Source organism: Roseateles sp. SL47 (genome assembly GCF_026625885.1).
Classification (GTDB): domain Bacteria; phylum Pseudomonadota; class Gammaproteobacteria; order Burkholderiales; family Burkholderiaceae_C; genus Roseateles.
Genome location: NZ_CP113068.1, coordinates 1,604,510 through 1,624,725, shown reverse-complemented (window position 1 = coordinate 1,624,725; position 20,216 = coordinate 1,604,510). Strand labels below are relative to the sequence as shown.

Annotated in this window: 16 protein-coding genes; 8 read left to right on the top strand and 8 right to left on the bottom strand. The window is 65.5% G+C overall.

Features of this window, described 5'->3' with window-relative positions; all coding sequences use genetic code 11:
- Positions 1-19 precede the first annotated feature (19 nt).
- The 4 genes from OU995_RS07060 to OU995_RS07045 form a co-directional block, all read right to left on the bottom strand.
- The gene (locus OU995_RS07060) at positions 20-742 is read right to left on the bottom strand and encodes an ABC transporter ATP-binding protein (protein WP_267834831.1); all 723 of its coding nucleotides are present in this window, start codon (positions 740-742) and stop codon (positions 20-22) included.
- Positions 743-762: 20 nt separating this feature from the next.
- The gene (locus tag OU995_RS07055) at positions 763-2,685 is read right to left on the bottom strand and encodes an ABC transporter permease subunit (protein WP_267834830.1); all 1,923 of its coding nucleotides are present in this window, start codon (positions 2,683-2,685) and stop codon (positions 763-765) included.
- Complete coding sequence (locus OU995_RS07050) at positions 2,682-3,560, bottom strand: branched-chain amino acid ABC transporter permease (RefSeq protein WP_267834829.1); 879 nt, start codon at positions 3,558-3,560, stop codon at positions 2,682-2,684. The genes OU995_RS07055 and OU995_RS07050 overlap by 4 nt, the downstream gene beginning before the upstream one ends.
- A gap of 104 nt (positions 3,561-3,664) precedes the next feature.
- The gene (locus tag OU995_RS07045) at positions 3,665-4,900 is read right to left on the bottom strand and encodes an ABC transporter substrate-binding protein (RefSeq protein WP_267836197.1); all 1,236 of its coding nucleotides are present in this window, start codon (positions 4,898-4,900) and stop codon (positions 3,665-3,667) included.
- 299 nt (positions 4,901-5,199) lie between these two features.
- Between OU995_RS07045 and OU995_RS07040 the strand changes: the two genes are divergently transcribed.
- The gene (locus OU995_RS07040; RefSeq protein ID WP_267834828.1) at positions 5,200-5,430 is read left to right on the top strand and encodes a hypothetical protein; all 231 of its coding nucleotides are present in this window, start codon (positions 5,200-5,202) and stop codon (positions 5,428-5,430) included.
- Positions 5,431-5,464: 34 nt separating this feature from the next.
- Here the strand turns inward: OU995_RS07040 and OU995_RS07035 are convergent, their stop codons facing one another.
- Both OU995_RS07035 and OU995_RS07030 read right to left on the bottom strand, forming a co-directional pair.
- Positions 5,465-6,676, bottom strand: a complete 1,212-nt coding sequence (locus OU995_RS07035) for an MFS transporter (RefSeq protein ID WP_267834827.1) — start codon at positions 6,674-6,676, stop codon at positions 5,465-5,467.
- Positions 6,673-7,965 carry an FAD-dependent monooxygenase gene (locus OU995_RS07030; protein WP_267834826.1) on the bottom strand — a complete coding sequence of 431 codons (1,293 nt, stop codon included), beginning with the start codon at positions 7,963-7,965 and terminating at the stop codon, positions 6,673-6,675. Before OU995_RS07030 ends, OU995_RS07035 begins: the two co-directional genes overlap by 4 nt.
- 232 nt (positions 7,966-8,197) lie before the next feature.
- Here OU995_RS07030 and OU995_RS07025 point away from each other — a divergent pair, with 232 nt between their 5' ends.
- The 7 genes from OU995_RS07025 to OU995_RS06995 all read left to right on the top strand — a co-directional run bounded on the left by OU995_RS07025 (position 8,198) and on the right by OU995_RS06995 (position 18,623).
- A complete protein-coding gene (locus OU995_RS07025) occupies positions 8,198-9,178 on the top strand; it encodes a potassium channel beta subunit family protein (protein ID WP_267834825.1) in 981 nt (326 codons plus the stop codon).
- A 113-nt stretch (positions 9,179-9,291) separates the two neighbouring features.
- Complete coding sequence (locus OU995_RS07020; RefSeq protein WP_267834824.1) at positions 9,292-10,530, top strand: cation:proton antiporter; 1,239 nt, start codon at positions 9,292-9,294, stop codon at positions 10,528-10,530.
- Positions 10,527-11,657, top strand: a complete 1,131-nt coding sequence (locus OU995_RS07015) for a YbdK family carboxylate-amine ligase (RefSeq protein ID WP_267834823.1) — start codon at positions 10,527-10,529, stop codon at positions 11,655-11,657. Before OU995_RS07020 ends, OU995_RS07015 begins: the two co-directional genes overlap by 4 nt.
- A 79-nt stretch (positions 11,658-11,736) precedes the next feature.
- Entirely contained in the window at positions 11,737-12,429 is a 693-nt protein-coding gene (locus OU995_RS07010) for a nucleotidyltransferase family protein (RefSeq protein ID WP_267834822.1), read from the top strand.
- Positions 12,430-12,523: 94 nt separating this feature from the next.
- Positions 12,524-14,584 carry a transketolase gene (tkt, locus tag OU995_RS07005; RefSeq protein ID WP_267834821.1) on the top strand — a complete coding sequence of 687 codons (2,061 nt, stop codon included), beginning with the start codon at positions 12,524-12,526 and terminating at the stop codon, positions 14,582-14,584.
- Positions 14,585-14,708: 124 nt separating this feature from the next.
- On the top strand, positions 14,709-15,710 hold the full coding sequence (gene gap, locus OU995_RS07000) for a type I glyceraldehyde-3-phosphate dehydrogenase (protein WP_267834820.1): 1,002 nt from the start codon (positions 14,709-14,711) through the stop codon (positions 15,708-15,710).
- Between the two features lie 252 nt (positions 15,711-15,962).
- Positions 15,963-18,623, top strand: a complete 2,661-nt coding sequence (locus OU995_RS06995) for a S8 family peptidase (protein WP_267834819.1) — start codon at positions 15,963-15,965, stop codon at positions 18,621-18,623.
- Here OU995_RS06995 and OU995_RS06990 read toward each other — a convergent pair.
- Together OU995_RS06990 and OU995_RS06985 are read right to left on the bottom strand one after the other, a co-directional pair.
- Positions 18,565-19,521: a biotin--[acetyl-CoA-carboxylase] ligase gene (locus tag OU995_RS06990; RefSeq protein WP_267834818.1), complete on the bottom strand. Its 957-nt coding sequence runs from the start codon at positions 19,519-19,521 to the stop codon at positions 18,565-18,567. The genes OU995_RS06995 and OU995_RS06990 overlap by 59 nt on opposite strands.
- A gap of 143 nt (positions 19,522-19,664) precedes the next feature.
- Positions 19,665-20,201, bottom strand: a complete 537-nt coding sequence (locus OU995_RS06985) for an SET domain-containing protein (RefSeq protein WP_267834817.1) — start codon at positions 20,199-20,201, stop codon at positions 19,665-19,667.
- Between the last annotated feature and the right edge of the window lie 15 nt (positions 20,202-20,216).

Genomic DNA, 20,216 nt, shown 5'->3' with positions numbered 1-20,216 from the left:
TCCCCCCCTTTTTTGATGGTCAGTGCCCGCCGCCCAGGTAGGCCGCCTTGACCGCCGGGTCGGTGCGCAGCTTCTCGGCAGGGCCATGCAGCGAGATGCGGCCGTTTTCCAGCACATAGCCGTAATCCGCCACCGCCAGGGCCGCCGCCGCAAACTGCTCCACCAGCAGCATGGTGACGCCCTGGGACTTGAGCCGTTCGATGATGCGGAAGACCTCTTCCACCAGGATCGGGGCCAGGCCCATCGACGGCTCATCCAGCAGCACCACTTCCGGATTGAGCATGGTCGCTCGCGCCATCGCCAGCATCTGCTGCTCACCGCCGGACAAGGTGCCCGCCAGTTGCTGACGCCGCTCCTTGAGGCGCGGGAACAACTCCATCGCCCGTTGCAGGTCGGCGTCCACATCCCCCTTGGGGCGGGCGCCGGTGTAGCGCGGGAATGCGCCCAAGCGCAGGTTGTCGGTGACGGTCATGGTGGCAAACACCCGCCGCCCTTCCGGTGAATGGGCCAGGCCCAGCCGGGCGATGTGATATGACTCCAGGCCGTCAATGCGCTTGCCGTTCAGGGAGATCTGGCCGGCGCTGGGCGCGATCATGCCGGACACGGCACGCATGGTGGTGGTCTTGCCGGCGCCATTGCTGCCGATGAGCGTCACCACCCGCCCCTTGGGCACCTCGATGGAAATGCCGTGCAGCACTTCCACCTTGCCGTAGCCCGCATGCAGTTGATCGATTTTCAACATGGTTGTGAGTCCCCTCGCTGTCAGGCCGCCTGGCCGCCGAGGTAAGCCTCGATCACCTTGGGGTCCGCCTGCACGTCCGCAGGCCGCCCCTCGGCAATCTTCTGGCCGAAGTCCAGCACCGAGACCGTGTCGCAGATGCCCATCACCACGTCCATGTGGTGTTCGATCAGGATGACGGTGATGCCGTGGTCACGGATCTTCGCGATGATGCGCATCAGCTCCTTGATGTCTGGGGCGGTGAGGCCGGCTGCGGGTTCGTCCAGCAGCAGCAGTTGAGGGTCCAGCGCCAGCGCACGGGCAATCTCCAGCAAGCGCTGCTTGCCATAGGGCAGGTTGCGCGCTTCCTCGGTGGCCAGGGCTCCCAGCCCGACGAAGTCCAGCAGGCTCTGCGCCCGGGCCTGCGCACCCTGGTCCTCTTTCAAGTAGCGCGGCGTGTGCAGCGCCACATTCAGCAAATGGCTGCGGAAGCTGTGGTGCAGGCCCACCATCACGTTGTGCAGCGCGCTCATCTCGCCGAACAGCTGCACATTCTGGAAGGTGCGGGCCACGCCGGACAAGGCGATGTCGGCCGACGTCCGCCCCACCAGCGAACGGCCGCCAAACTGCAGGCTGCCGGCGGTGGGCACATAGATGCCGGTGAGCACATTCATCATGGTGCTCTTGCCCGAACCGTTGGGGCCAATCAAGCCGTGGATGGTGCCACGCCGCACCTGCAGGTCCACCTGGTTCAGCGCCTTGAGGCCCCCGAACTGCATCAGCACGCCCTTGGCGTCCAGCAGCACCTCGCCATGGCCGCTGGCGGCGTTGGCAATGGCGTCGGCCGAGCTGGTGGCCACGGGCACCGAATCGCCCAGCGGCTTGGCCTTGATCTTCAGCGCCTGCCGCACAAAGCCCACGATGCCGTCCTGCAGGTAATACACGACAAACAGCGTGATGAGACCAAAGACGGACAAGCGCCAGTCAGTCATGGTCTGCAGCACAAACGACAGCCCGGCCAGCGCGATGCTGCCCACCACCGGAATCGCCGCCTGCCCGACGGTCACCTTCTCTCGCTTGAGGGCCACGACGGTGGCGACAGCCACCACCACCGCAAACATCACCGACACCCAGCGGAACAGGGACAGGTCATCCAGCAGCTTGGGCAGCAGCACGATGATGGCGGCGCCCAGCAGCGCCCCGGTGCGGGTCTTGCGGCCGCCCATGATGATGGCCAGCAGGAAGAGCACCGTCAGTTCGAAGTTGTAGGTGTTGGGCGAGATGTATTGCTCGGAATAGGCATACAGCGCGCCGGCCAGGCCGGCGAGGCCGGCGCTGATCACAAAGGCATAGACCTTGTAGCGATAGACCGACACGCCCATGCAGTCGGACGCCACCGGGCTGCCCCGCAACGCCTCGAAGGCCCGGCCCAGATGCGAGCGCAGCACACGGTGCACAAACACCAGCGCCGCGATCAGCAGCACGGCCACCATCCAGTAATACTCCGTCTCGTCCAACGGATGGCCGAACAAGGACGGCTTGGTGAGCGTGATGCCCATGGGCCCGTTGGTCAGGAAATCCATTTCGTTGATCAGGATCTGGACGATGGTGCCAAAGGCCAGCGTGACCATCGCGAGATAGGGCCCGGTCACGCGGAGCGCTGGCAGCGCCAGCACCGCGCCAAACGCGGCGGTGACGGCGATGGCCGCGGGCAGCGTCAGCAGCACCGGTGCATCCAGCTTCATGATCAGCACACCGGCGGTATAAGCGCCGATGCCAAACAGACCCGCATGACCCAGGGAGACCTGTCCGGTATAGCCCACCACGATGTCCAGGCCGAACAGCACGATCGCGTAGATCATGATGGTCTCGACCAGGTGGATGTAATACGGGTTGCCCGAGGCGAGGGGAAAACCGAACAGCACGATCACGGCCACCAGGCCGGCGACAAGTTTCTTGGCGTTCATACTTTCTTGATCGCAGTCTTGCCGAAGAGGCCCGCTGGCTTGAGGGCCAGCACGATGAGCAGCAGCACCAGGCCGGGCACGTCCTTGTAGCCGGTGGAGAGGTAGAAGCCGGTGGTGGTCTCGGCGATGCCGAGAATGATGCCGCCGACGATGATGCCCATGCCGGAAGTCAGGCCGCCGATGATGGCCACCGCAAAGGCTTTTAAGCCCAGCACTGCGCCCATGGTGGCGCCAGTCAGGGTGAGCGGCGCGATCAACACGCCCGCAAAGGCGGCCGTGGCGGACGACATCGCGTAGGAGAAGGTGATGACCAGCCCGGTATTGATGCCCATCAGCTTGGCGGCATCCCGGTCGTTGAAGGTGGCCACCACGGCGCGGCCGTAGATGGAGCGGCGGTTGAAGACCTCCACCGCCAACATCATCAAGACCGCGCCGACCACCACCAGGATTTCCATCGGCAGCACATTGGCGCCCAGCATCTTCAGCGGGGCTTCGGGCAGCGGCGAGGGGAAGCGCAGGTCATCCCGGCCCCAGACGTTCTCGGCCACGTTCTTGAAGATGATGCCCAGCGCGATGGTGGACATGATCCAACCGAACTCGCTTTTGATCTTGATGGCGGGGCGCACGCCGATGCGCTCAACCAAGGCCCCTTGCAGCGCGCCGAACAGGCACACCAGCGGCAGCATCAGCCAATAGTTGAGGCCGAGTTGCGTGACCAGGGTCAGGCCCACCAGGGCGCCGAGCATCAGCGATTCGCCCTGGCCGAAGTTGAGGGTGTCGGAAGTGGAGAAGGTCAGCTGGTAGCCGAAGGCGATGACCGCATAGATCATGCCGAGCGCGATGCCGCTGAACACCAGTTGAGTCAGGATCTGCATACCGGGTCCGGGACTGCTGACGCAACGGCAGCGACCTCCAGGACGAAGGCGCGGCCGTCACGGGTGAACAACAAAACGGCCGCTGGAGGCGGCCGTACGGGGAGTCACTTCTTCTGGCTGAGGGCGCCCTTGGCGTTGACGTCCTTGACGCGCACCTCGGAGGCCTTCTTGAAGTCGGCCTCATAGGCGTAGACCACACGCTGGCCCTTCACCTCGCCAAACACCGGGATGTTGGCGGTGATGGCTTCGTGGTCGGCCTTGGAGAACGGCTTGTTGTAGGTGGTGACCACACCTTCCACCGGGGTTTTCAGGTCTTCCAGCGCGGCCCTGATCTTGGAGCCGTCGGTGCTGCCGGCCTGCTTGATGGCGGCGGCGAGCAGGTAGATGGAGTCGTAGCCCTGGGCCGCCGACACGGGGGAGTCGATGCGGCTGTTCTTCGGGTTGAACGTCTTCAGGTAGGCAACGATGAAGGACTGCCGCTTGGGCGTGGTGGGCTCCTGGATGAAGGTCTGCGGCATGCGGGCGCCTTCACCGCCGGGGCCGGCGTTGTCGATGTAATTGGCCATCGATAGGGTCCAGCTGCCGATCATCGGCACCTTCCAGCCCAGCTTGGTCATGCCGTTGGCGATCTGGGCCAGCTCAGGGCCGATGCCGTAGGTGAGGATGGCCTCCGCACCGGCTTCCTTGGCCTTGAGCAGTTGCGGGGTCATGTCCACATCCTTGATGTTGAACTTTTCCACCGCCACCGGTTTGATGCCCTTGAGGTCCAGCGCCTTCTCCAGATCCTGCCGGCCGAGCTGACCGTAGTTGGTGGAATCGGCGAGGATGGCCACCTTCTTGAAACCGCGGCGGGCCAATGCTTCTTCCACGATCATCGGCGCCTGGATGCTGTCATGCGCGGCATTGCGGAAGATGTAGTTGTCGGGCTGATTGGCGAATTGCTGGGTGATCACCGAGCCGGTGGCCACGTTGTTCATCACCGGGATCTTGGCTTCCTGGTAGAAGCGCTGGGCCGCCAGGGCGACGCCGGTATTGATGAAGCCGACGGTGGCGGCAACCTTTTCGCGGTTGATCAGCTCCTGGGCGATCTGGACGCCGCGCTCGTTCTTGGCTTCGTCATCCCGCTCCACCAGCTGAATCTGCCGGCCCAAGACCCCGCCAGCGGCGTTGATTTCCTGAGCGGCCAGCCGAACGCCGTCCCGCATGCTCACCCCCATGGAGGAAGAGCCACCGGTGAAGGGCCCGGACACCCCGATCTTGATGGGATCGGCTGCCTGTGCACCAAAACTGGTCAGGGCCAAGGGAATGGCCAGGGGAATAGCCAACAGGGGAACACCCATCCAACGCGCGCTGAACTTCATGTTTTGTCTCCGTCTTTGATCTCGTGAACATGAGGGCACCGAGGGCCGACTGTCGCGCCGTTGCACACCGAACGAACGCGCGCGGCGTGAGGATGCCGGCCATCTTGGAAGATGGTGCATCAATCCCGGCCAAATGCACACACATGAATACGTACTGGGAAACCCCAAGCGTGGGATTCAGCGTGGTGTCAGGGAGACGGGGCTACGGGTTCCAGGCTGCGGGGTGTCCTCAAAAAGGTTGATGGACGGATGTCTTCGGAAAGCCGATCGTTGCGGACATGCGAACCCTCCTCAATCCTCCTGACGATTGGATCGACAGCGTGGTGGGAAGCCCTGCCAAGTTCTGGTCGTTCTTTGTCTTTCAGTGTCTGGGCATCATCGCGCTGATCTACTTCACCGACACAAACGGATGGTCGTCGGTTGTACTGATGGCCTTGCTGATCTGCCTGCTGCAGTTGAGTGTGCTGGCGGCCTTGCGCCAAGTTCATCGTCGCCATCGACGCACTTGATCCAATCAGCGAGTGGCGCTGCCCGCCAGGTGCGTCACTGAGCGGGGCGCGAAGTTCTGCCCCGAAGCACCAGCGCAGCCCCAAACGCCGTGACCAGCAGCGTCACCACATACACCACCAGTGCCGGCCACCCCTGGTGGTCCCAGAACCAGCCGCCAAACGCGCCCAGCGTGCTGGACCCCACGTAGTAGGCCAACAGATACAGCGACGCCGCATGGCCCTTGCTGCGGCCACCCAGCGCACCCACCCAGGCGCTGCTGACCGAATGCGCAACGAAAAAACCGATGGTCAGCAATACGATGCCAACAATCACCACCGGCAGCCAGCTCGACAGGCCCAGCAACACCCCCGCCATCGCCAGACCGATGCCCGTCAGCAAGGCAGGCGCACGCCCCACCCGGTCTGACAGCCCACCTGCCGTGGTCGAAGCCACGATGCCAAACAGATAGGCGCAGAAGATCAGCCCGATGGCGCTCTGGCTAAGCGAAAACGGCGCCCGCATCAGACGGAAGCCCGCGTAGTTGTAGAACGCCACAAACGTTCCCATCATCAGGAAGCCCATGGCAAACAGAAAAGGCAAGGCCGGATGCGTCAGGTGCGCACGCCAGGCCGACACATGGTCCGACAGCTTCACACCCTGCCGACGCACAAAGTGCTTGGAGGGCGGCAGCAGCCACCAGAAACCCGCCGCCGCCAACAGCCCCACCCCGCTGACGATCAACAGTGCGGGCCTCCAGCCAAACGCATCACTCAAGACGCTCACACCCACACGGCCCATCATGCCGCCAAAGGCCGTGCCCCCCACATACTGCCCCATGGCGCGCCCCAGGCCGCCGGGATGAATTTCCTCCGCCAGATACGCCATGGCCACGGCAGGCACACCGCCCAGCACCAAGCCTTCCACCGCGCGGGCCAGCAGCAAACCATGCCAGCTGGGCAGCAGCGACGCCAGCAGGTTGAGCAGCGCAGCCAGCGTCATCGAGGCAAACATCAGCCGACGCCGGTCCATGCTCTCCGAGAGCGCGCCCGCGCACAGGATGGCAAAGGCCAGGCAGCCGGTGGCCAGCGAGAGCGACAAGGCGCTCGCTGCGGCCCCCACCTGAAACTCCTGCGCAAACAGCGGCAGCAGCGGCTGCACGCTGTAGAGCAGCGAGAACGTGGTGAAACCCGCGAGGAACAGGGCGACTGTGATACGGCGATAAGCCGGGGTGCCGGGCTGGGCCCAGTCACTGGAAGCAGCGGTCACCGGCGGCCAAACATCATCTGTTGTGCAAGCATCCGCTTGACGGGGGGCAGGGCTTGCAGCGCGGCCAGACCCATGCCTCGCGCAGCCGGCAGACCGGGCCACCGCCAGACAAAGCTGCGGGCCAGGGCATCGGTGGTGACGATGGTGGCCCAACGGTCCGGCGCACGTTGGAACTCCACCCGGCGCAGCGCCGCGTCCACCGACGCTTGCCGCCGCAAGGCCTCCACCAGCGAGAACGCATCCCGCAGACCCAGATTCAGCCCCTGCCCGGCCACCGGATGCAGGGTCTGCGCCGCATTGCCGATGCGCACGCAGCGGCCCTCCACCAGGGTCCGTTCCGCATTGAGGCCCAGCGGGAAACACTTCAGGGCGCTGATGTCCAGCAGTGGCCCCACGGCATCGGGCAATTGGTGCTGGATGACCATCAGGCGCTGGGCATCGCTGAGCGACGCGACCTCATCCTCGTCCTGCGGCTGGCACCACACCAGCGCAGCGCGACGGCGTCCGTCCTGATCAGGGAGCGGCAACAGCGCCAGTGGCCCCCGACGTGTGAAGCGCTCATAGGCGACACCCGCCGGTGTGCCCGGAGACAAGGTCACCGTGCCCACCCATGCGTTTTGCCGATAGTCGTGGCTGAGCGCCTTGCGCGCCTGCTCGGCAAACACCCCGCCTTCGGCCACGATGGCCAGATCAAAACGTTCAACAATGCCCGCGTCGATCTCCACCTCACCCGCCGTGTCCTGCTTCATGCCGGTCACCGGCTGACCAAAGCGGGTGAACAAGCGCGCCGGCTCCAAGGCCGCTGCGGCTTGCCAGGCGGCCTGGAGCGGGGCCACGAGTTGCCCATAACTCAGCACGGCGCCCAATTGATCGACGCCCTGCTCCGAGGCCGAGATCCGCACCTCGGGCTCTCCCGAAGCACCGAACCATGGGCTCCGCAGCGTGGGCGGGGCCTGGCTGACGTGGACTTCACGAATGGGCTGCGCATGCGCCGCCGGCCACACCTTCAATCGTTGCAGCAATTGGATGCTGCCCAGGGACAGGGCCAAGGTGCGCGGGTCTTTGGACACATCCCGCTCCAGCGGGCGTGCATCAAACAGGCTGATCTGCGCCAGCGGCAGATAACGTGCCGCCAGCAGCGCCAGGGCCAGACCGGCCGGCCCGGCCCCCACCACGGCCAGCCTCAGGGACGAGGACGCACCCGCAGTGGCCTGCGACGAGGCCTCAGCGCGGGACGCACTGGAAAAGCGAGAAGCACCAAAGGCGTGGCGGGCAGTGGACTCTGACATGGCGGTGGCCCCGTACGGCAGGTGCCGCCCGACGGCGGCGGCACGGTGCGGTCACTATAGCGCCGCCCCCGTGACCTGCCCCTCCAACGGCGCGGCTTTCGCCCTCCGCCCAACACCGATGCTGCGTTGGCGCAAGGTTGATGCAAGTCCGCTACGCTTGCTCGCTGTCTGCGGCCACCGTCCCACCTGGGCGGAGGAGCCGCAGCGATTCTTCACGAGAGAGGACACCACCATGCAATACCGCCGTTTGGGCCGCAGTGGCCTGCAAGTTTCCGAGTTGTCGTTGGGGTCATGGGTGACGTATCACAACCAGGTGGACATCAGCGCCGCCGTGGAAATGATGGCCGCTGCCCGCGACGCCGGGGTGAACTTCTTCGACAACGCCGAGGTCTATGCCCTGGGCAAGAGCGAAGAAATCATGGGCCAGGTGTTCCGCCAGTTGGGCTGGGCTCGCCACACCTATGTGGTGTCCACCAAGTTCTACTGGGGCCTGGAGCGCGAAGGCGTCACCGTCAACTTCCAGAACACACTCAACCGCAAATACCTGATGCAGGCCATTGATGGCTCGCTCAAGCGGATGCAGCTGGATTTCATCGACCTCGTGTATTGCCACCGCCCGGACCCGAACACGCCCATCGAAGAAACGGTGCGGGCCATGAGTGACATGATCACGCAGGGCAAGGCCTTGTATTGGGGAACCAGCGAATGGAGCGCTGCGGACATCCGCGCGGCCTATGAAATTGCGGAGCGCCATCACCTGCACAAGCCGGTGATGGAGCAACCTCAATACAACCTTTTCCACCGCCAGCGGGTGGAGCAGGAATATGCCCGCCTGTATGAAGACATCGGCCTGGGCCTGACCACCTGGAGCCCGTTGGCGTCGGGTCTGCTCACCGGCAAATATCGCAGCGGTATTCCGGACGGCAGCCGGGCGTCGCTGGACAACATGAGCTGGATGCGCGAGCAGTTGCAGGACAAGGCCAAGAATGAAGCAGTGACCCAGTTGGAAGTCATTGCGAAGGCGCTGGGTTGCACGCTGGCGCAACTGGCCATCGCCTGGATCAACCGCAACCCACGGGTATCGACCGTCATCCTTGGGGCCAGCCGGCTGTCCCAATTGCAGGACAACCTCGGCGCCTTGACCGTCACACCGAAGCTCACAACCGAACTGATCCAACGCATCGACGACATCACCCGGCCTCTGGCGGCGTGAGCATGGTCAACGTGCGCCACCGCACTTTCGCCGCTGAATCCTGACGGGGAATCAGCGCGGATCGCAGCCTAGAATGGCCGGCCGCTCACCAACCGAGGAGTACCTCCGTTTTGATGAACGACCTCGCGAACTTTCTTCAGTTCAGCACCTGGCCTCCGCGCCTGGACTGGCTGTTCTGGGCCTCGCTGATCATGGTGGCCGCCGGGCTGCTTGGCGAATTCGTCAACCGCCGTCTGGGGCTGCCCCGTGTGCTGGGCTACAGCGTGGTTGGCATGTTGCTGGCCGCGCTGGGGCATGGCTTCTTCTCCAATCCCGAGCTGTCGGCGCGCTTGCGGCTGGTCGTTGATCTGGCGCTGGCACTGCTGCTGTTCGAGATGGGCTCGCGCGTCCATCTGCGCTGGCTGCGCAACAACAAGGCGCTGCTGTGGTCCAGTGCGGCGGAAGCCGCCGCCACACTGATCGTGGTGGGTTATGGGCTGACCCTGCTGGGCGTGGCGCCGCTGATGGCGCTGAGCTGTGCGGTGCTCACGGTGGCGTCCTCCGCTGCCGTGATTGGCCGTGTCGGCTCGGAACTGCAGGCGGCCGGCCAGGTCAGCGAACGCATGGTGGCCCTGGCCGCGCTCAACACCATCTATGCGGTGCTTGCGCACAAGCTGATGATGGGCTGGATGCAACTGGACCAACGCGGCGACTGGCTGGAGGCGATCGCGCAACCGCTGTATGCCTTTGTCGGCTCCATCATTGTGGCCATCGTGCTGGCGCGGCTGACGGCCTGGCTGATGCGGCGGCTGGATCTACGCAATGAGAACTCGGTGCTGATGCTGCTGGGCCTGGTGCTGGTGGCGCTGAGCGTGGCGCGCGTCTTCAACCTTTCCACCCTGCTGGTGCCGCTGCTCGCCGGCATGGTGCTGCGCAACACCACCGAGCGGCCCTGGGTATGGCCGCGCCACTTCGGCACCGCCGGTGGGGTGCTGGTGCTGCTGCTGTTTGTGGTGGTGGGATCGGCCTGGAACCTGCAGGCGCTGGCCACCGGGGCGGTGCTGGCACTGGCCTTGCTGCTGCTGCGCCTGTTGGGCAAGGCGGTGGCGCTGGTGGGCCTGGCCCGGCTGAGCGGCATTGATGCGCGGCAGGGCATTGCGCTGGCGGTGTGTTTGAGCCCGCTTTCTGGAACCACGCTGGTGCTTTACAGCGAGGTCCAGGCCCGACATCCAGACATTGCTGCGGTGCTGGCGCCAGTCATTCTTTCCGCCATTGCGATGATGGAGCTGGTGGGGCCCATCGCGGTGCAATGGGCCCTGCGGCTGGCCGGTGAACATCAGCCGCACACCCCGCATTCGGAGCCCAAGCGATGAGTCTGGAAGCCTTTGCCACCTCGCGCCCGCTGACGATGGGCGTGGAGCTGGAACTGCAGATCGTCAATCGTCACGATTACGACCTGATGCCCGGGTCCAAGGACTTGTTGCGGGTGATGAAGGGCGTGGCGCTCCCGGGAGATGTGACGCCGGAAATCACCGACAGCATGATCGAGCTGTGCACCGGCGTGTGTGACAGCTATGAGCAGGTGCTGCAACAGCTCACCATCACCCGTGATGCACTGGTGCGCGCCGCCGACAAGCTCAACCTGGGCCTCTCGGGCGGGGGCACCCACCCCTATCAGCACTGGAGCAAGCAGCGCATCTTCGACAAGCCGCGCTTCCAGGAGATCTCCGGCCTGTATGGTTATCTGAGCAAGCAGTTCACCGTGTTTGGCCAGCATGTGCACATCGGCTGCGAAGGGCCGGACCAGGCCCTGCGGCTGCTGCATGGGCTCTCGCGGTTCATTCCGCATCTGATTGCGCTGTCGGCGTCTTCCCCTTATGTGCAGGGCAATGACACCGGCTTCCATTCGGCGCGGCTGAATTCGGTGTTTGCGTTTCCGCTGTCCGGTCGTGCGCCCTTTGTGCTCACCTGGGACGACTTCCTGGTGTTCTTCGAAAAGATGACCCGCACCGGCGTGGTCAAGAGCATGAAGGACTTTTATTGGGACATTCGCCCCAAGCCGGAGTATGGGACGATTGAAGTCCGGGTGTTGGACACCCCGCTGACGATTGAAAAGGCATCGGCGCTGGCCGCGCTCATTCAATGCCTGGCACGCTGGATCAGCCACGACCAGCCTTTTGCGCTGGCCGAAGACGACTATCTGCCCTACACCTTCAACCGCTTCCAGGCCTGTCGTTTTGGTCTGGACGGCACGTTTGTTGATCCCAAGACGGGTGAGCACCGCAGCCTGCGGGAAGATCTCAACGTCACGCTGCATGCGCTGGAGCCACATGCCGCCGCCCTGCGCGCGGAGCCGGCGCTGCGCTTCATCCGCGAGGAAATGCGCTGGCAGGGCAACGATGCCACCTGGGCCCGGGGCGTGGTGGAGCGCGAGCAATTGCTCAATGAGTTGGTGAGGCAGCAGTGTGAGCGCTGGGCGGGGCGGGCGTCGGGGCATTGAGTCGGGGCATTGATTGAGCGGGCGAAGCGCCCGCCCTCTACACTCCGTCGCAGTTCATTTTTGACCCTGGATTCACCTGATGCGAGCCATGATTCTCGCGGCCGGGCGCGGCGAGCGCATGCGGCCGTTGACTGACCACACGCCCAAGCCGCTGTTGATGGTGCGTGGCAAGCCGCTGATTGAGTGGCACATTGCGGCGTTTGTGGCGGCGGGCATCCGGGACATCGTCATCAACACCGCCTGGCTGGACGAGCAGTTCGAAGCGGTGCTGGGTGATGGCAGCCGTTGGGGCATCCATCTGCACTACAGCCATGAGGGGCAGCGGTTTGGTGGAGCGCTGGAGACGGGCGGCGGCATTGCCACGGCCCTGGACCTCTTGTGCGCCGACGGCGACGAGGCCTTCTGGGCCGTGTCCGCCGACATCTTCATTCCCGATTTCCGTTTCGACGCCGCCCGCGCCGCTGCCTTTGCCGCCAGCCCGTTGCTGGCCCACCTCTGGTTCGTGCCGAAGCAGCCGCTCCATCCCACCGGGGATTTCGGCATCGCCCGCGACGGTTACGCCACGCTGGACGGCGACCTGCAGGTGTACAGCAACATTGGCCTGTACCGCCGCGCCTTTTTTGACGGCGTCTCGCCTGGCCAGCACCAGCGCATCCGTTTCAGCCTGGACCGCGCCATCCAGGCACATGCGGTGACAGCCGAGCTCTATACCGGGCCGTGGGCGAATGTCGGCACGCCTGCGCAGATCGCCGCATTGAACAACCAGCCCTGAGCCGGCAGCGAACCCCACCCCAAGCTCCCCAAAACCGCGATTGACAACCCGGCTTTAGAATTCGGGGTTTTCGCCAACTGCCCCCCTTCCTGCCATGGCTGAGTCCTCCAGCGCTGTCGCCGTCACCCCCACCTCCACCCTGATGGCCAATGCCATCCGCGCCCTGGCCATGGATGCTGTCCAGCAGGCCAATTCCGGCCACCCCGGCGCGCCCATGGGCATGGCGGACATTGCCGTGGCACTGTGGAACCGCCACCTGCGCCACAACCCGGCCAACCCCCTGTGGGCGGACCGCGACCGCTTCGTGCTGTCCAACGGCCATGGCTCGATGCTGATCTATGCCCTGCTGCACCTGACCGGCTACGACCTGCCGATCGAGCAGCTCAAGGCCTTCCGCCAACTGCACAGCAAGACGCCAGGCCACCCGGAAGTGGGCATCACCCCGGGCGTGGAAACCACCACCGGCCCGCTCGGCCAGGGCATCACCAATGCCGTGGGCCTGGCCCTGGCTGAAAAGCTGCTGGCCAAGGAATTCAACCGCGACGGCCACAGCATCGTCGACCATCACACCTATGTGTTCCTGGGCGATGGCTGCCTGATGGAAGGCATCAGCCACGAAGCCTGCTCCCTGGCCGGCGCCTGGAAGCTCAACAAGCTCGTGGCCCTCTACGACGACAACGGCATCTCGATCGACGGCCAGGTCGCGCCCTGGTTTGCTGACGACACCGCCCGCCGCTTCGAAGCCTATGGCTGGCGCGTGGTGGGCCCGGTGGACGGCCATGACGTGGAGGCCGTGGACGCCGCCATCGGCCTGGCCAAGACCAGCACCGACAAGCCCACCCTGATCATCACCAAGACCCACATCGGCAAGGGCAGCCCCAACCGCGCCAACACCGCCAAGGCCCACGGCGAGCCGCTCGGGGCCGAAGAAATCAAGCTGACACGTGAAGCGCTGGGCTGGACCCACGAACCCTTCGTCCTGCCGGCCGAAGTCTATGCAGCCTGGGACGCCAAGGCTGCCGGCGAGGCCGCCGAAAAAGCCTGGGACGAGCGCTTCGACGCCTACGCCACCGCCTTCCCCGAACTGGCCGCCGAGTTCTCCCGCCGCATCGCGGGCGTACTGCCGGCCAACTTCGCCGATGTGGCGGCCCAGGCCGCCATCAGTGCGCACGACAAGGCGGAAACCGTCGCCACCCGCAAGGCCAGCCAGATCGCTCTGGAAGCCTTCACTGCGGCGCTGCCTGAACTGATCGGCGGCTCGGCCGACCTGACCGGTTCCAACCTCACCAACACCAAGAGCACGCCCGCCTTCCGCCTGGAAGAAGACGGCAGCAGCAATGGTGGCCGCCACATCAACTATGGTGTGCGTGAGTTCGGCATGGCAGCCATCATGAATGGCCTGGCGCTGCACGGCGGTTTCATCCCCTACGGCGGCACCTTCCTCACCTTCAGCGACTACAGCCGCAACGCCATCCGCATGGCCGCGCTGATGAAGCAACGGGTCATCCACGTGTTCACCCACGACTCCATCGGCCTGGGTGAAGACGGCCCGACCCACCAGTCGGTCGAGCATGTCTCCAGCCTTCGTCTGATCCCTGGCCTGGATGTCTGGCGTCCGGCCGACACGGCCGAAACCGCCGTGGCCTGGACCATGGCCATTGCCCACCACAACCGCCCCAGCGTGCTGGCCCTGAGCCGCCAGAACCTGCCGTACGCCGCCAAGACCGGCCAGGCAGTGGACGACATCACCAAGGGCGGTTATGTGCTGTCCGAGCCGTCCGCCGTCGGCCTGAAGAAGAAGGCGCAGGCCGTCATCATCGCCACCGGCTCTGAAGTGCAGCTGGCCCTGCAGGCCCAGCAGCAACTGGCGGTGGCCGGCATTGCGGTGCGTGTGGTGTCCATGCCCAGCACCAACGTGTTTGACCGCCAGGACGTCAAGTACAAGAAGTCCGTGCTGCCGGACGGCCTGCCCCGCGTGGCGGTGGAAGCCGGTGTCACCGACTTCTGGTGGAAGTACGGCGTCTCGGCGGTGGTGGGCCTGGACACCTACGGCGAGTCGGCCCCGGCCAACGTGCTGTTCAAGTACTTCGGCTTCACGGCCGAGAACGTCGCCGACACCGTCAAGGTGGCCATTGGCGAAGCGCGTCTGAAGTAAGGTCCAACGAAGGGGTGCGCAGGCACCCCTTCTGCATGGCGGGTGCTGCTGATCTGTTCAAATCGGCATCAGGCCGGCTCGCTGCCAGGCATCTGCATTTTTCACTTCATCACGGAGACTTTTCATGACGATCAAGATCGGTATCAACGGCTTTGGCCGCATCGGCCGCATGGTGTTCCGCGCCGCCGTGGCGAACTTCAAGGACGTCGAGATCGTGGGCATCAACGATCTGCTGGAGCCTGACTACCTCGCCTACATGCTCAAGTACGACAGCGTGCATGGCAAGTTCGACGGCGACATCTCCGTCGACGGCAACACACTGATCGTCAATGGCAAGCGCATCCGCCTGACGGCCGTGAAGGACCCGTCGGAGCTGAAGTGGGGTGAGGTGGGTGCAGACATCGTCGTGGAATCGACTGGCCTGTTCCTGACCAAGGACACCGCCGAGAAGCATCTGGCGGCTGGCGCCAAGAAGGTGATCCTGTCGGCCCCGTCGAAGGACGACACGCCCATGTTCGTGTTCGGCGTGAACGACAAGACCTACAACGGCCAGGCCATCATCTCCAACGCCAGCTGCACCACCAACTGCCTGGCCCCGCTGGCCAAGGTGCTGAACGACAAGTGGGGCATCAAGCGCGGCCTCATGACCACGGTGCACGCCACCACCGCCACCCAGAAGACGGTGGACGGCCCGTCCAACAAGGACTGGCGCGGTGGCCGTGGCATCCTGGAAAACATCATCCCCAGCAGCACGGGCGCAGCCAAGGCCGTGGGCGTGGTGATTCCCGAGTTGAACAAGAAGCTGACCGGCATGTCGTTCCGCGTGCCCACCTCCGACGTCTCGGTGGTGGACCTGACGGTGGAGCTGAACAACAACGCCACCTACGCTGAGATCTGCGCCGAAATGAAGGCCCAGAGCGAAGGTGCGCTGAAGGGCGTGCTGGGCTACACCGAAGACAAGGTGGTGGCGACCGACTTCCGCGGTGACGCTCGCACCTCGATCTTCGACGCCGATGCCGGCATTGCGCTGGATGGCACCTTCGTCAAGCTGATCTCCTGGTATGACAACGAATGGGGCTACAGCAACAAGGTGCTGGAGATGGTGCGCGTCATTGCTGCCAAATAAGCGCTGCCCAATCAGCGCCACCCAAAAAGACCTGTGCCAGGCCTTGCCTGGCCTTGTTCAGTCTGAACCCCGCCTTGTGCGGGGTTTTTCTTTTTTTGCGCCAACGCCTCTGGCAAGTGTGGCCCGCTTCCCAATTTCCCCACTACAGCGGTTTAATCCAGAAGCGTTCGGAGTGAGTTCCACGCGGCGCGGCCAACCATCGGTGGGTCGCGGACGTCGTGGCGCTCAGCCCCTTCCTCCCATGGAGCCGACATGTCCCTCAGGAGATCTCACCGGACCGACGCACCCGCGCCAAGGGCCCGCTCCGCTGCGTTGACCATGATGCTGGCGGGCGCAGCGCTCTGCGCCACCACCGTGGTGGTCTCCGCGCCCGCCTCCGACTCTTCCATCGGCAGCGGGCCCCAGGCGCGCCCGATGGGCGTCAACACGGCGGCCCGCGCCCAGGCGGCTCCGGACCAGCGCAGCGACTATGCCCGCGTCATCGTCCGCTTTCGATCGGAGGCAAGCTCCGTCCGTGCCCGGCCTCTGGCCGCCCGCTCCTCCGCCCTGGAAGCGCAGGACGTGAGCCAGGAACGCGCCACGGCCCTCGGCCTGCGCCTGGGCCAGCGCCTGACCGCCCGGCGCAGTCTGGACCGCCACACCCATGTGCTCACCGCCTCCGGACTCAGTTCCGCCGCCCTGGCCCGCCAGTTGGCCGGCGACAGCGAAGTGGAATCCGTGGAAGTGGACCGCTGGTGGCGTCCTTATGCCGTTCCCAACGACCCGCTCTATGCCTCCGCCGCCGCAGCCGGGGTGGACGCCGGGCAGTGGTACCTCAAGGCCCCGGACAGCACCCTGATCTCCCCCGTCCATGCACCTGCAGCCTGGGACGTGAGCACCGGCTCCGGCGTGGTGGTGGCAGTGATCGACACCGGCGTTCGTTTTGACCATCCGGACCTCAGCGGCCAGATCCTCCCTGGCTACGACCTGATTGGCTTCGCCAGCGCTGGCGCCACGGCCACCGCGACCGCCAATGACGGCGACGGCGCTGACAGTGACGCCAGTGATCCCGGTGACTGGGTGGATCAGTCCGACATCACCAGCGGCCGATTGGGCAGTTCCTGCACCAGCGACGACATTGGTGCCAGCTCCTGGCATGGCACACGGGTCAGCGGCCTGGTGGCGGCCAGCACCCACAACGGTCTGGGCATGGCCGGCCTGGCCTATGGCGCCAAGGTGCTGCCCGTCCGTGCCCTGGGCAAATGCGGCGGCTGGCAATCGGACATCGAAGCCGGCATGCGCTGGGCGGCTGGCCTTCTGGTGCCGGGGCTGCCCACCAATTCGAATCCGGCCCGGGTGATCAACCTCAGCCTGGGCAGTGATGGCAACTGCTCCGCCAGCTACCAATCCGCCGTCAACGCGGTGGTGGCCCAGGGGGCCGTGGTGGTGGCTGCCGCCGGCAATGGCAACGACAGCGGCGGCATCGCCGTCGGCGCACCCGCCAACTGCCGCAATGTGGTCGCCGTGAGCGCGGTGCGGCATTCCGGCACCAAGGTGGGCTTCTCCAATCTCGGGCCCGAAGTGACCCTCAGCGCCCCCGGCGGCAACTGCGTCAACGAGGTGGGCTGCCTCTATCCGATCCTGTCCACCTCCAACAGCGGCACCACCACGCCGGTGGCTGCGGACAACGCCTACAACTACACCGGCACCGGCACCAGCTTCTCCACTCCGCTGGTGAGTGCGACCGCAGCCCTGATGCTGGCGACCGACAGCAGCCTCACGCCGGCCCAGGTCAAGAGCCTGCTGATGAGCACCGCCCGGCCCTTCCCCACCACGGGTGCACGGACGGTCGGCGCCCTGCAATGCCGGGACCCGGCCAGCCTGGGCACCACCGCCCAACTGGAGTGCTACTGCACCATCAGCACCTGCGGTGCCGGCATGCTGGACGCCAACAGCGCGGTACGGGCCGTGTTGGCGTCCAAGACAAGCGGCACACCGCCCCCCACGCCACCCGCGACCGATTCCGGGGGGGGCGATGGTGGCGGTGGAGCCATGAGCGCTGGATGGCTGCTGGCCCTGGGGCTGGCGGCAGCCCTGCTGGCCGTGCGGGAGAGGCCGCTGCGCGACGCGCTGGCGCGCGGAGCCGTCTTCAGGGGTGGCGGGCCGGCCTACCGCGCCGGAAGCCGCGCCGCTGACCGCAGCGGACGCCGCCGAGGCCGGCGCGGCCACGGCCGCCGCCGTCACCTCACAGGTCTTGCGGTGCTCCCCCCAGGGCGGATTCGCCACAGCGTCCAGACGGGACAGCTGCAAGCCATCGAGGCGAGGCACCCGCACCACCGTCTGCTGGCTGGGAGCCTGCAGACGCAGCACACGGATCCCCTTGTAGTTGCGCTTGCTCATGGCCTCCAGCGCGGCCTGGGCGGCGGCTTCGCTGTCATGGCGGCTCAGGACCAGCGTCGGCTGTTCTTCCGGGAAGCCCTGCAGCGGCTCGAACGGAATCCGGGCGCTGCGATAGGTGTCTTCCTTGCGGGCCTGGAACTCCTTGTTGGGCATCTTGATGGTGGCCAACGCCCAGAGGCCGCCGGACGCGCTGGATTGGGCCTGCCAGGAGCCTGCCGTCAGCCCGACGCGGTTGAGCACGGCGGTGGTCTGGCGCAACGCCTCATCGCCTTCCAGCGGACCCAGCTCCACGCAGGCCAGCTGGTTCAGTTGGCTGGCGGCCTGCTGGCCCAGCAGCTTGAGCTGCTCCGGGCGGACCTGCTGCTCCAGCCGCGACGGCGCTGGGTTGCCGGTATTGATCCAGCCCTGGCGCCAGGCCAGGATCAGCAGATTGGCGAGAAGAAGGACAACAACCAGGGCGCGCAGCATCAGCACCTCATCCCTGGGGGGCCGCTGGGCCGCCCGATGTGGAGACGCCGCCCAGCCGCACGCTGACCTCGCCGCCCGTGACCGACTGCGTGCCCTGCGGGGTCTGCACCAGCAGTTCCCCGCGCTCGCTCACGCCCATGGCGGTGCCTTCCAGCAGACCCGCCGTCACCGGCTGACCCAGCAGCAGGTCGCGCCTCACAAAGCGTTCACGCCAGGCGCCAAAGCCATGGCTGGGGAAACCGGACAGTGCGCGCAGCAAGGTGGGCGCCAGCAGCGCCAGGGCCTTGGGCGGCGTGATGTCCGCATGCAGCTCCTGCAGCGCGGCAAAACCGGTGCTCAGCTGGGAATCGGCCACACGTGCGCGGTCCGAGATGTTCAGCCCCACGCCGATCACCGCCATGCGGGAACTGCCCGCCGGCACGGTCTCGATCAGAATGCCGCCCAGCTTGCGCTGGTCCAGCCAAAGGTCGTTGGGCCATTTCAGCTTGAGCCGCTGGCCTTGCGGGTCCAGGGCTTCCGCAATGGCCGTCCCCACCACCAGTGACAGACCCGACCAATCGGACACGTCCAGCGGCAGCGAAATGGAGAAGGTCAGCGAAGCGCCGGCCGTGCTGTGCCAGCTGCGGCCCTGACGGCCTCGGCCGTGTGTCTGGTGTTCAGCCACCAGCAGGCAGGGGTGCAGGTCATGCTGGCGACGTCCATAGGGACGGGGGTCGCCCGCACGGCTGTCCGGGCGCCCCTCGCCTCGACCTTCGCGCCCCTCCCAGCGGCCTTCCCCGCGCCCCTCGACTGTGCGAGCATCGCCCTGCTGAAGCGTCGGCGCTGCATTCTCCCGACGGACGCGGTCCACCAGGATGGCATTGGTCGACTCCACCCGGGCCAGCACCTCAATGCTCAGGCCGGGCAGCAGCGGCTCCAGGTCTTGCCACAGGGCTTCAACGCCCCACTGTTGATGTTCTTGCATCGCCTCGAGAAAGAATCTTGGTCGTCCCGGTGTTGCGGTACAGCGCCTGAATTCAGGTCCGCGTGGTTGAACAAAACGCTGAACGAAACACCGGTGCTTGAAGGGGAATTGAAAGGGAAGATCGCAGGGCGGGTGTCCGCCCCTCAACGCTTGGGCGACAGCATCGTGCCACGACAGCTCGGGCTGCCGCAACGGCACTCGAACCGCTTTTTCACTTTGGCCGTGTAGCGTTCGTCAATGATCAGACCATAGTCGTAAAAGAGTTCTTCGCCCGGTGAAATATCCGTCAGGGCATGGATGAAAACCCGCCCCTCGACTTCCCGGGCCTCGCAATTGGGGGCGCAGGCATGATTGATCCAGCGGGCACTGTTGCCATCCACCGCTGCATCAATCACACCGCCCGCGTCGAGATGGAAATAGAAGGTGTGGTCGGGCTGGCTGGGGTCGTGCGGATGGCGGCGCAAGGCTTCGTCCCAGTCGATCCGCTCGCCCTTGTATTCGATGATGCGCGCCCCGGCCTTGATGTCCGCCACGGCATACACCCCTCGGCCATGCACGCCCGAGGCGCGGACCTGGATGCGGGCCTGGCGGGCCGGCGCGGTCGAAGCCCGGTTACCCTTCCGGGAGATCTCGCCCGCCTTCGGGGTAGGGGGACGCGAATCGGGGCTTTGTTGCGGCATGGAGCGAGTCCGTTA

Bases quoted from the DNA above. Each gene is read 5' to 3' on its own strand.
- OU995_RS07060 (WP_267834831.1), bottom strand. From the start codon at position 742: ATGTTGAAAATCGATCAACTGCATGCGGGCTACGGCAAGGTGGAAGTG.
- OU995_RS07055 (WP_267834830.1), bottom strand. From the start codon at position 2,685: ATGAACGCCAAGAAACTTGTCGCCGGCCTGGTGGCCGTGATCGTGCTG.
- OU995_RS07050 (WP_267834829.1), bottom strand. From the start codon at position 3,560: ATGCAGATCCTGACTCAACTGGTGTTCAGCGGCATCGCGCTCGGCATG.
- OU995_RS07045 (WP_267836197.1), bottom strand. From the start codon at position 4,900: ATGGGTGTTCCCCTGTTGGCTATTCCCCTGGCCATTCCCTTGGCCCTG.
- OU995_RS07040 (WP_267834828.1), top strand. From the start codon at position 5,200: ATGCGAACCCTCCTCAATCCTCCTGACGATTGGATCGACAGCGTGGTG.
- OU995_RS07030 (WP_267834826.1), bottom strand. From the start codon at position 7,965: ATGTCAGAGTCCACTGCCCGCCACGCCTTTGGTGCTTCTCGCTTTTCC.
- OU995_RS07025 (WP_267834825.1), top strand. From the start codon at position 8,198: ATGCAATACCGCCGTTTGGGCCGCAGTGGCCTGCAAGTTTCCGAGTTG.
- OU995_RS07020 (WP_267834824.1), top strand. From the start codon at position 9,292: ATGAACGACCTCGCGAACTTTCTTCAGTTCAGCACCTGGCCTCCGCGC.
- OU995_RS07015 (WP_267834823.1), top strand. From the start codon at position 10,527: ATGAGTCTGGAAGCCTTTGCCACCTCGCGCCCGCTGACGATGGGCGTG.
- OU995_RS07010 (WP_267834822.1), top strand. From the start codon at position 11,737: ATGCGAGCCATGATTCTCGCGGCCGGGCGCGGCGAGCGCATGCGGCCG.
- tkt (WP_267834821.1), top strand. From the start codon at position 12,524: ATGGCTGAGTCCTCCAGCGCTGTCGCCGTCACCCCCACCTCCACCCTG.
- gap (WP_267834820.1), top strand. From the start codon at position 14,709: ATGACGATCAAGATCGGTATCAACGGCTTTGGCCGCATCGGCCGCATG.
- OU995_RS06995 (WP_267834819.1), top strand. From the start codon at position 15,963: ATGTCCCTCAGGAGATCTCACCGGACCGACGCACCCGCGCCAAGGGCC.
- OU995_RS06990 (WP_267834818.1), bottom strand. From the start codon at position 19,521: ATGCAAGAACATCAACAGTGGGGCGTTGAAGCCCTGTGGCAAGACCTG.
- OU995_RS06985 (WP_267834817.1), bottom strand. From the start codon at position 20,201: ATGCCGCAACAAAGCCCCGATTCGCGTCCCCCTACCCCGAAGGCGGGC.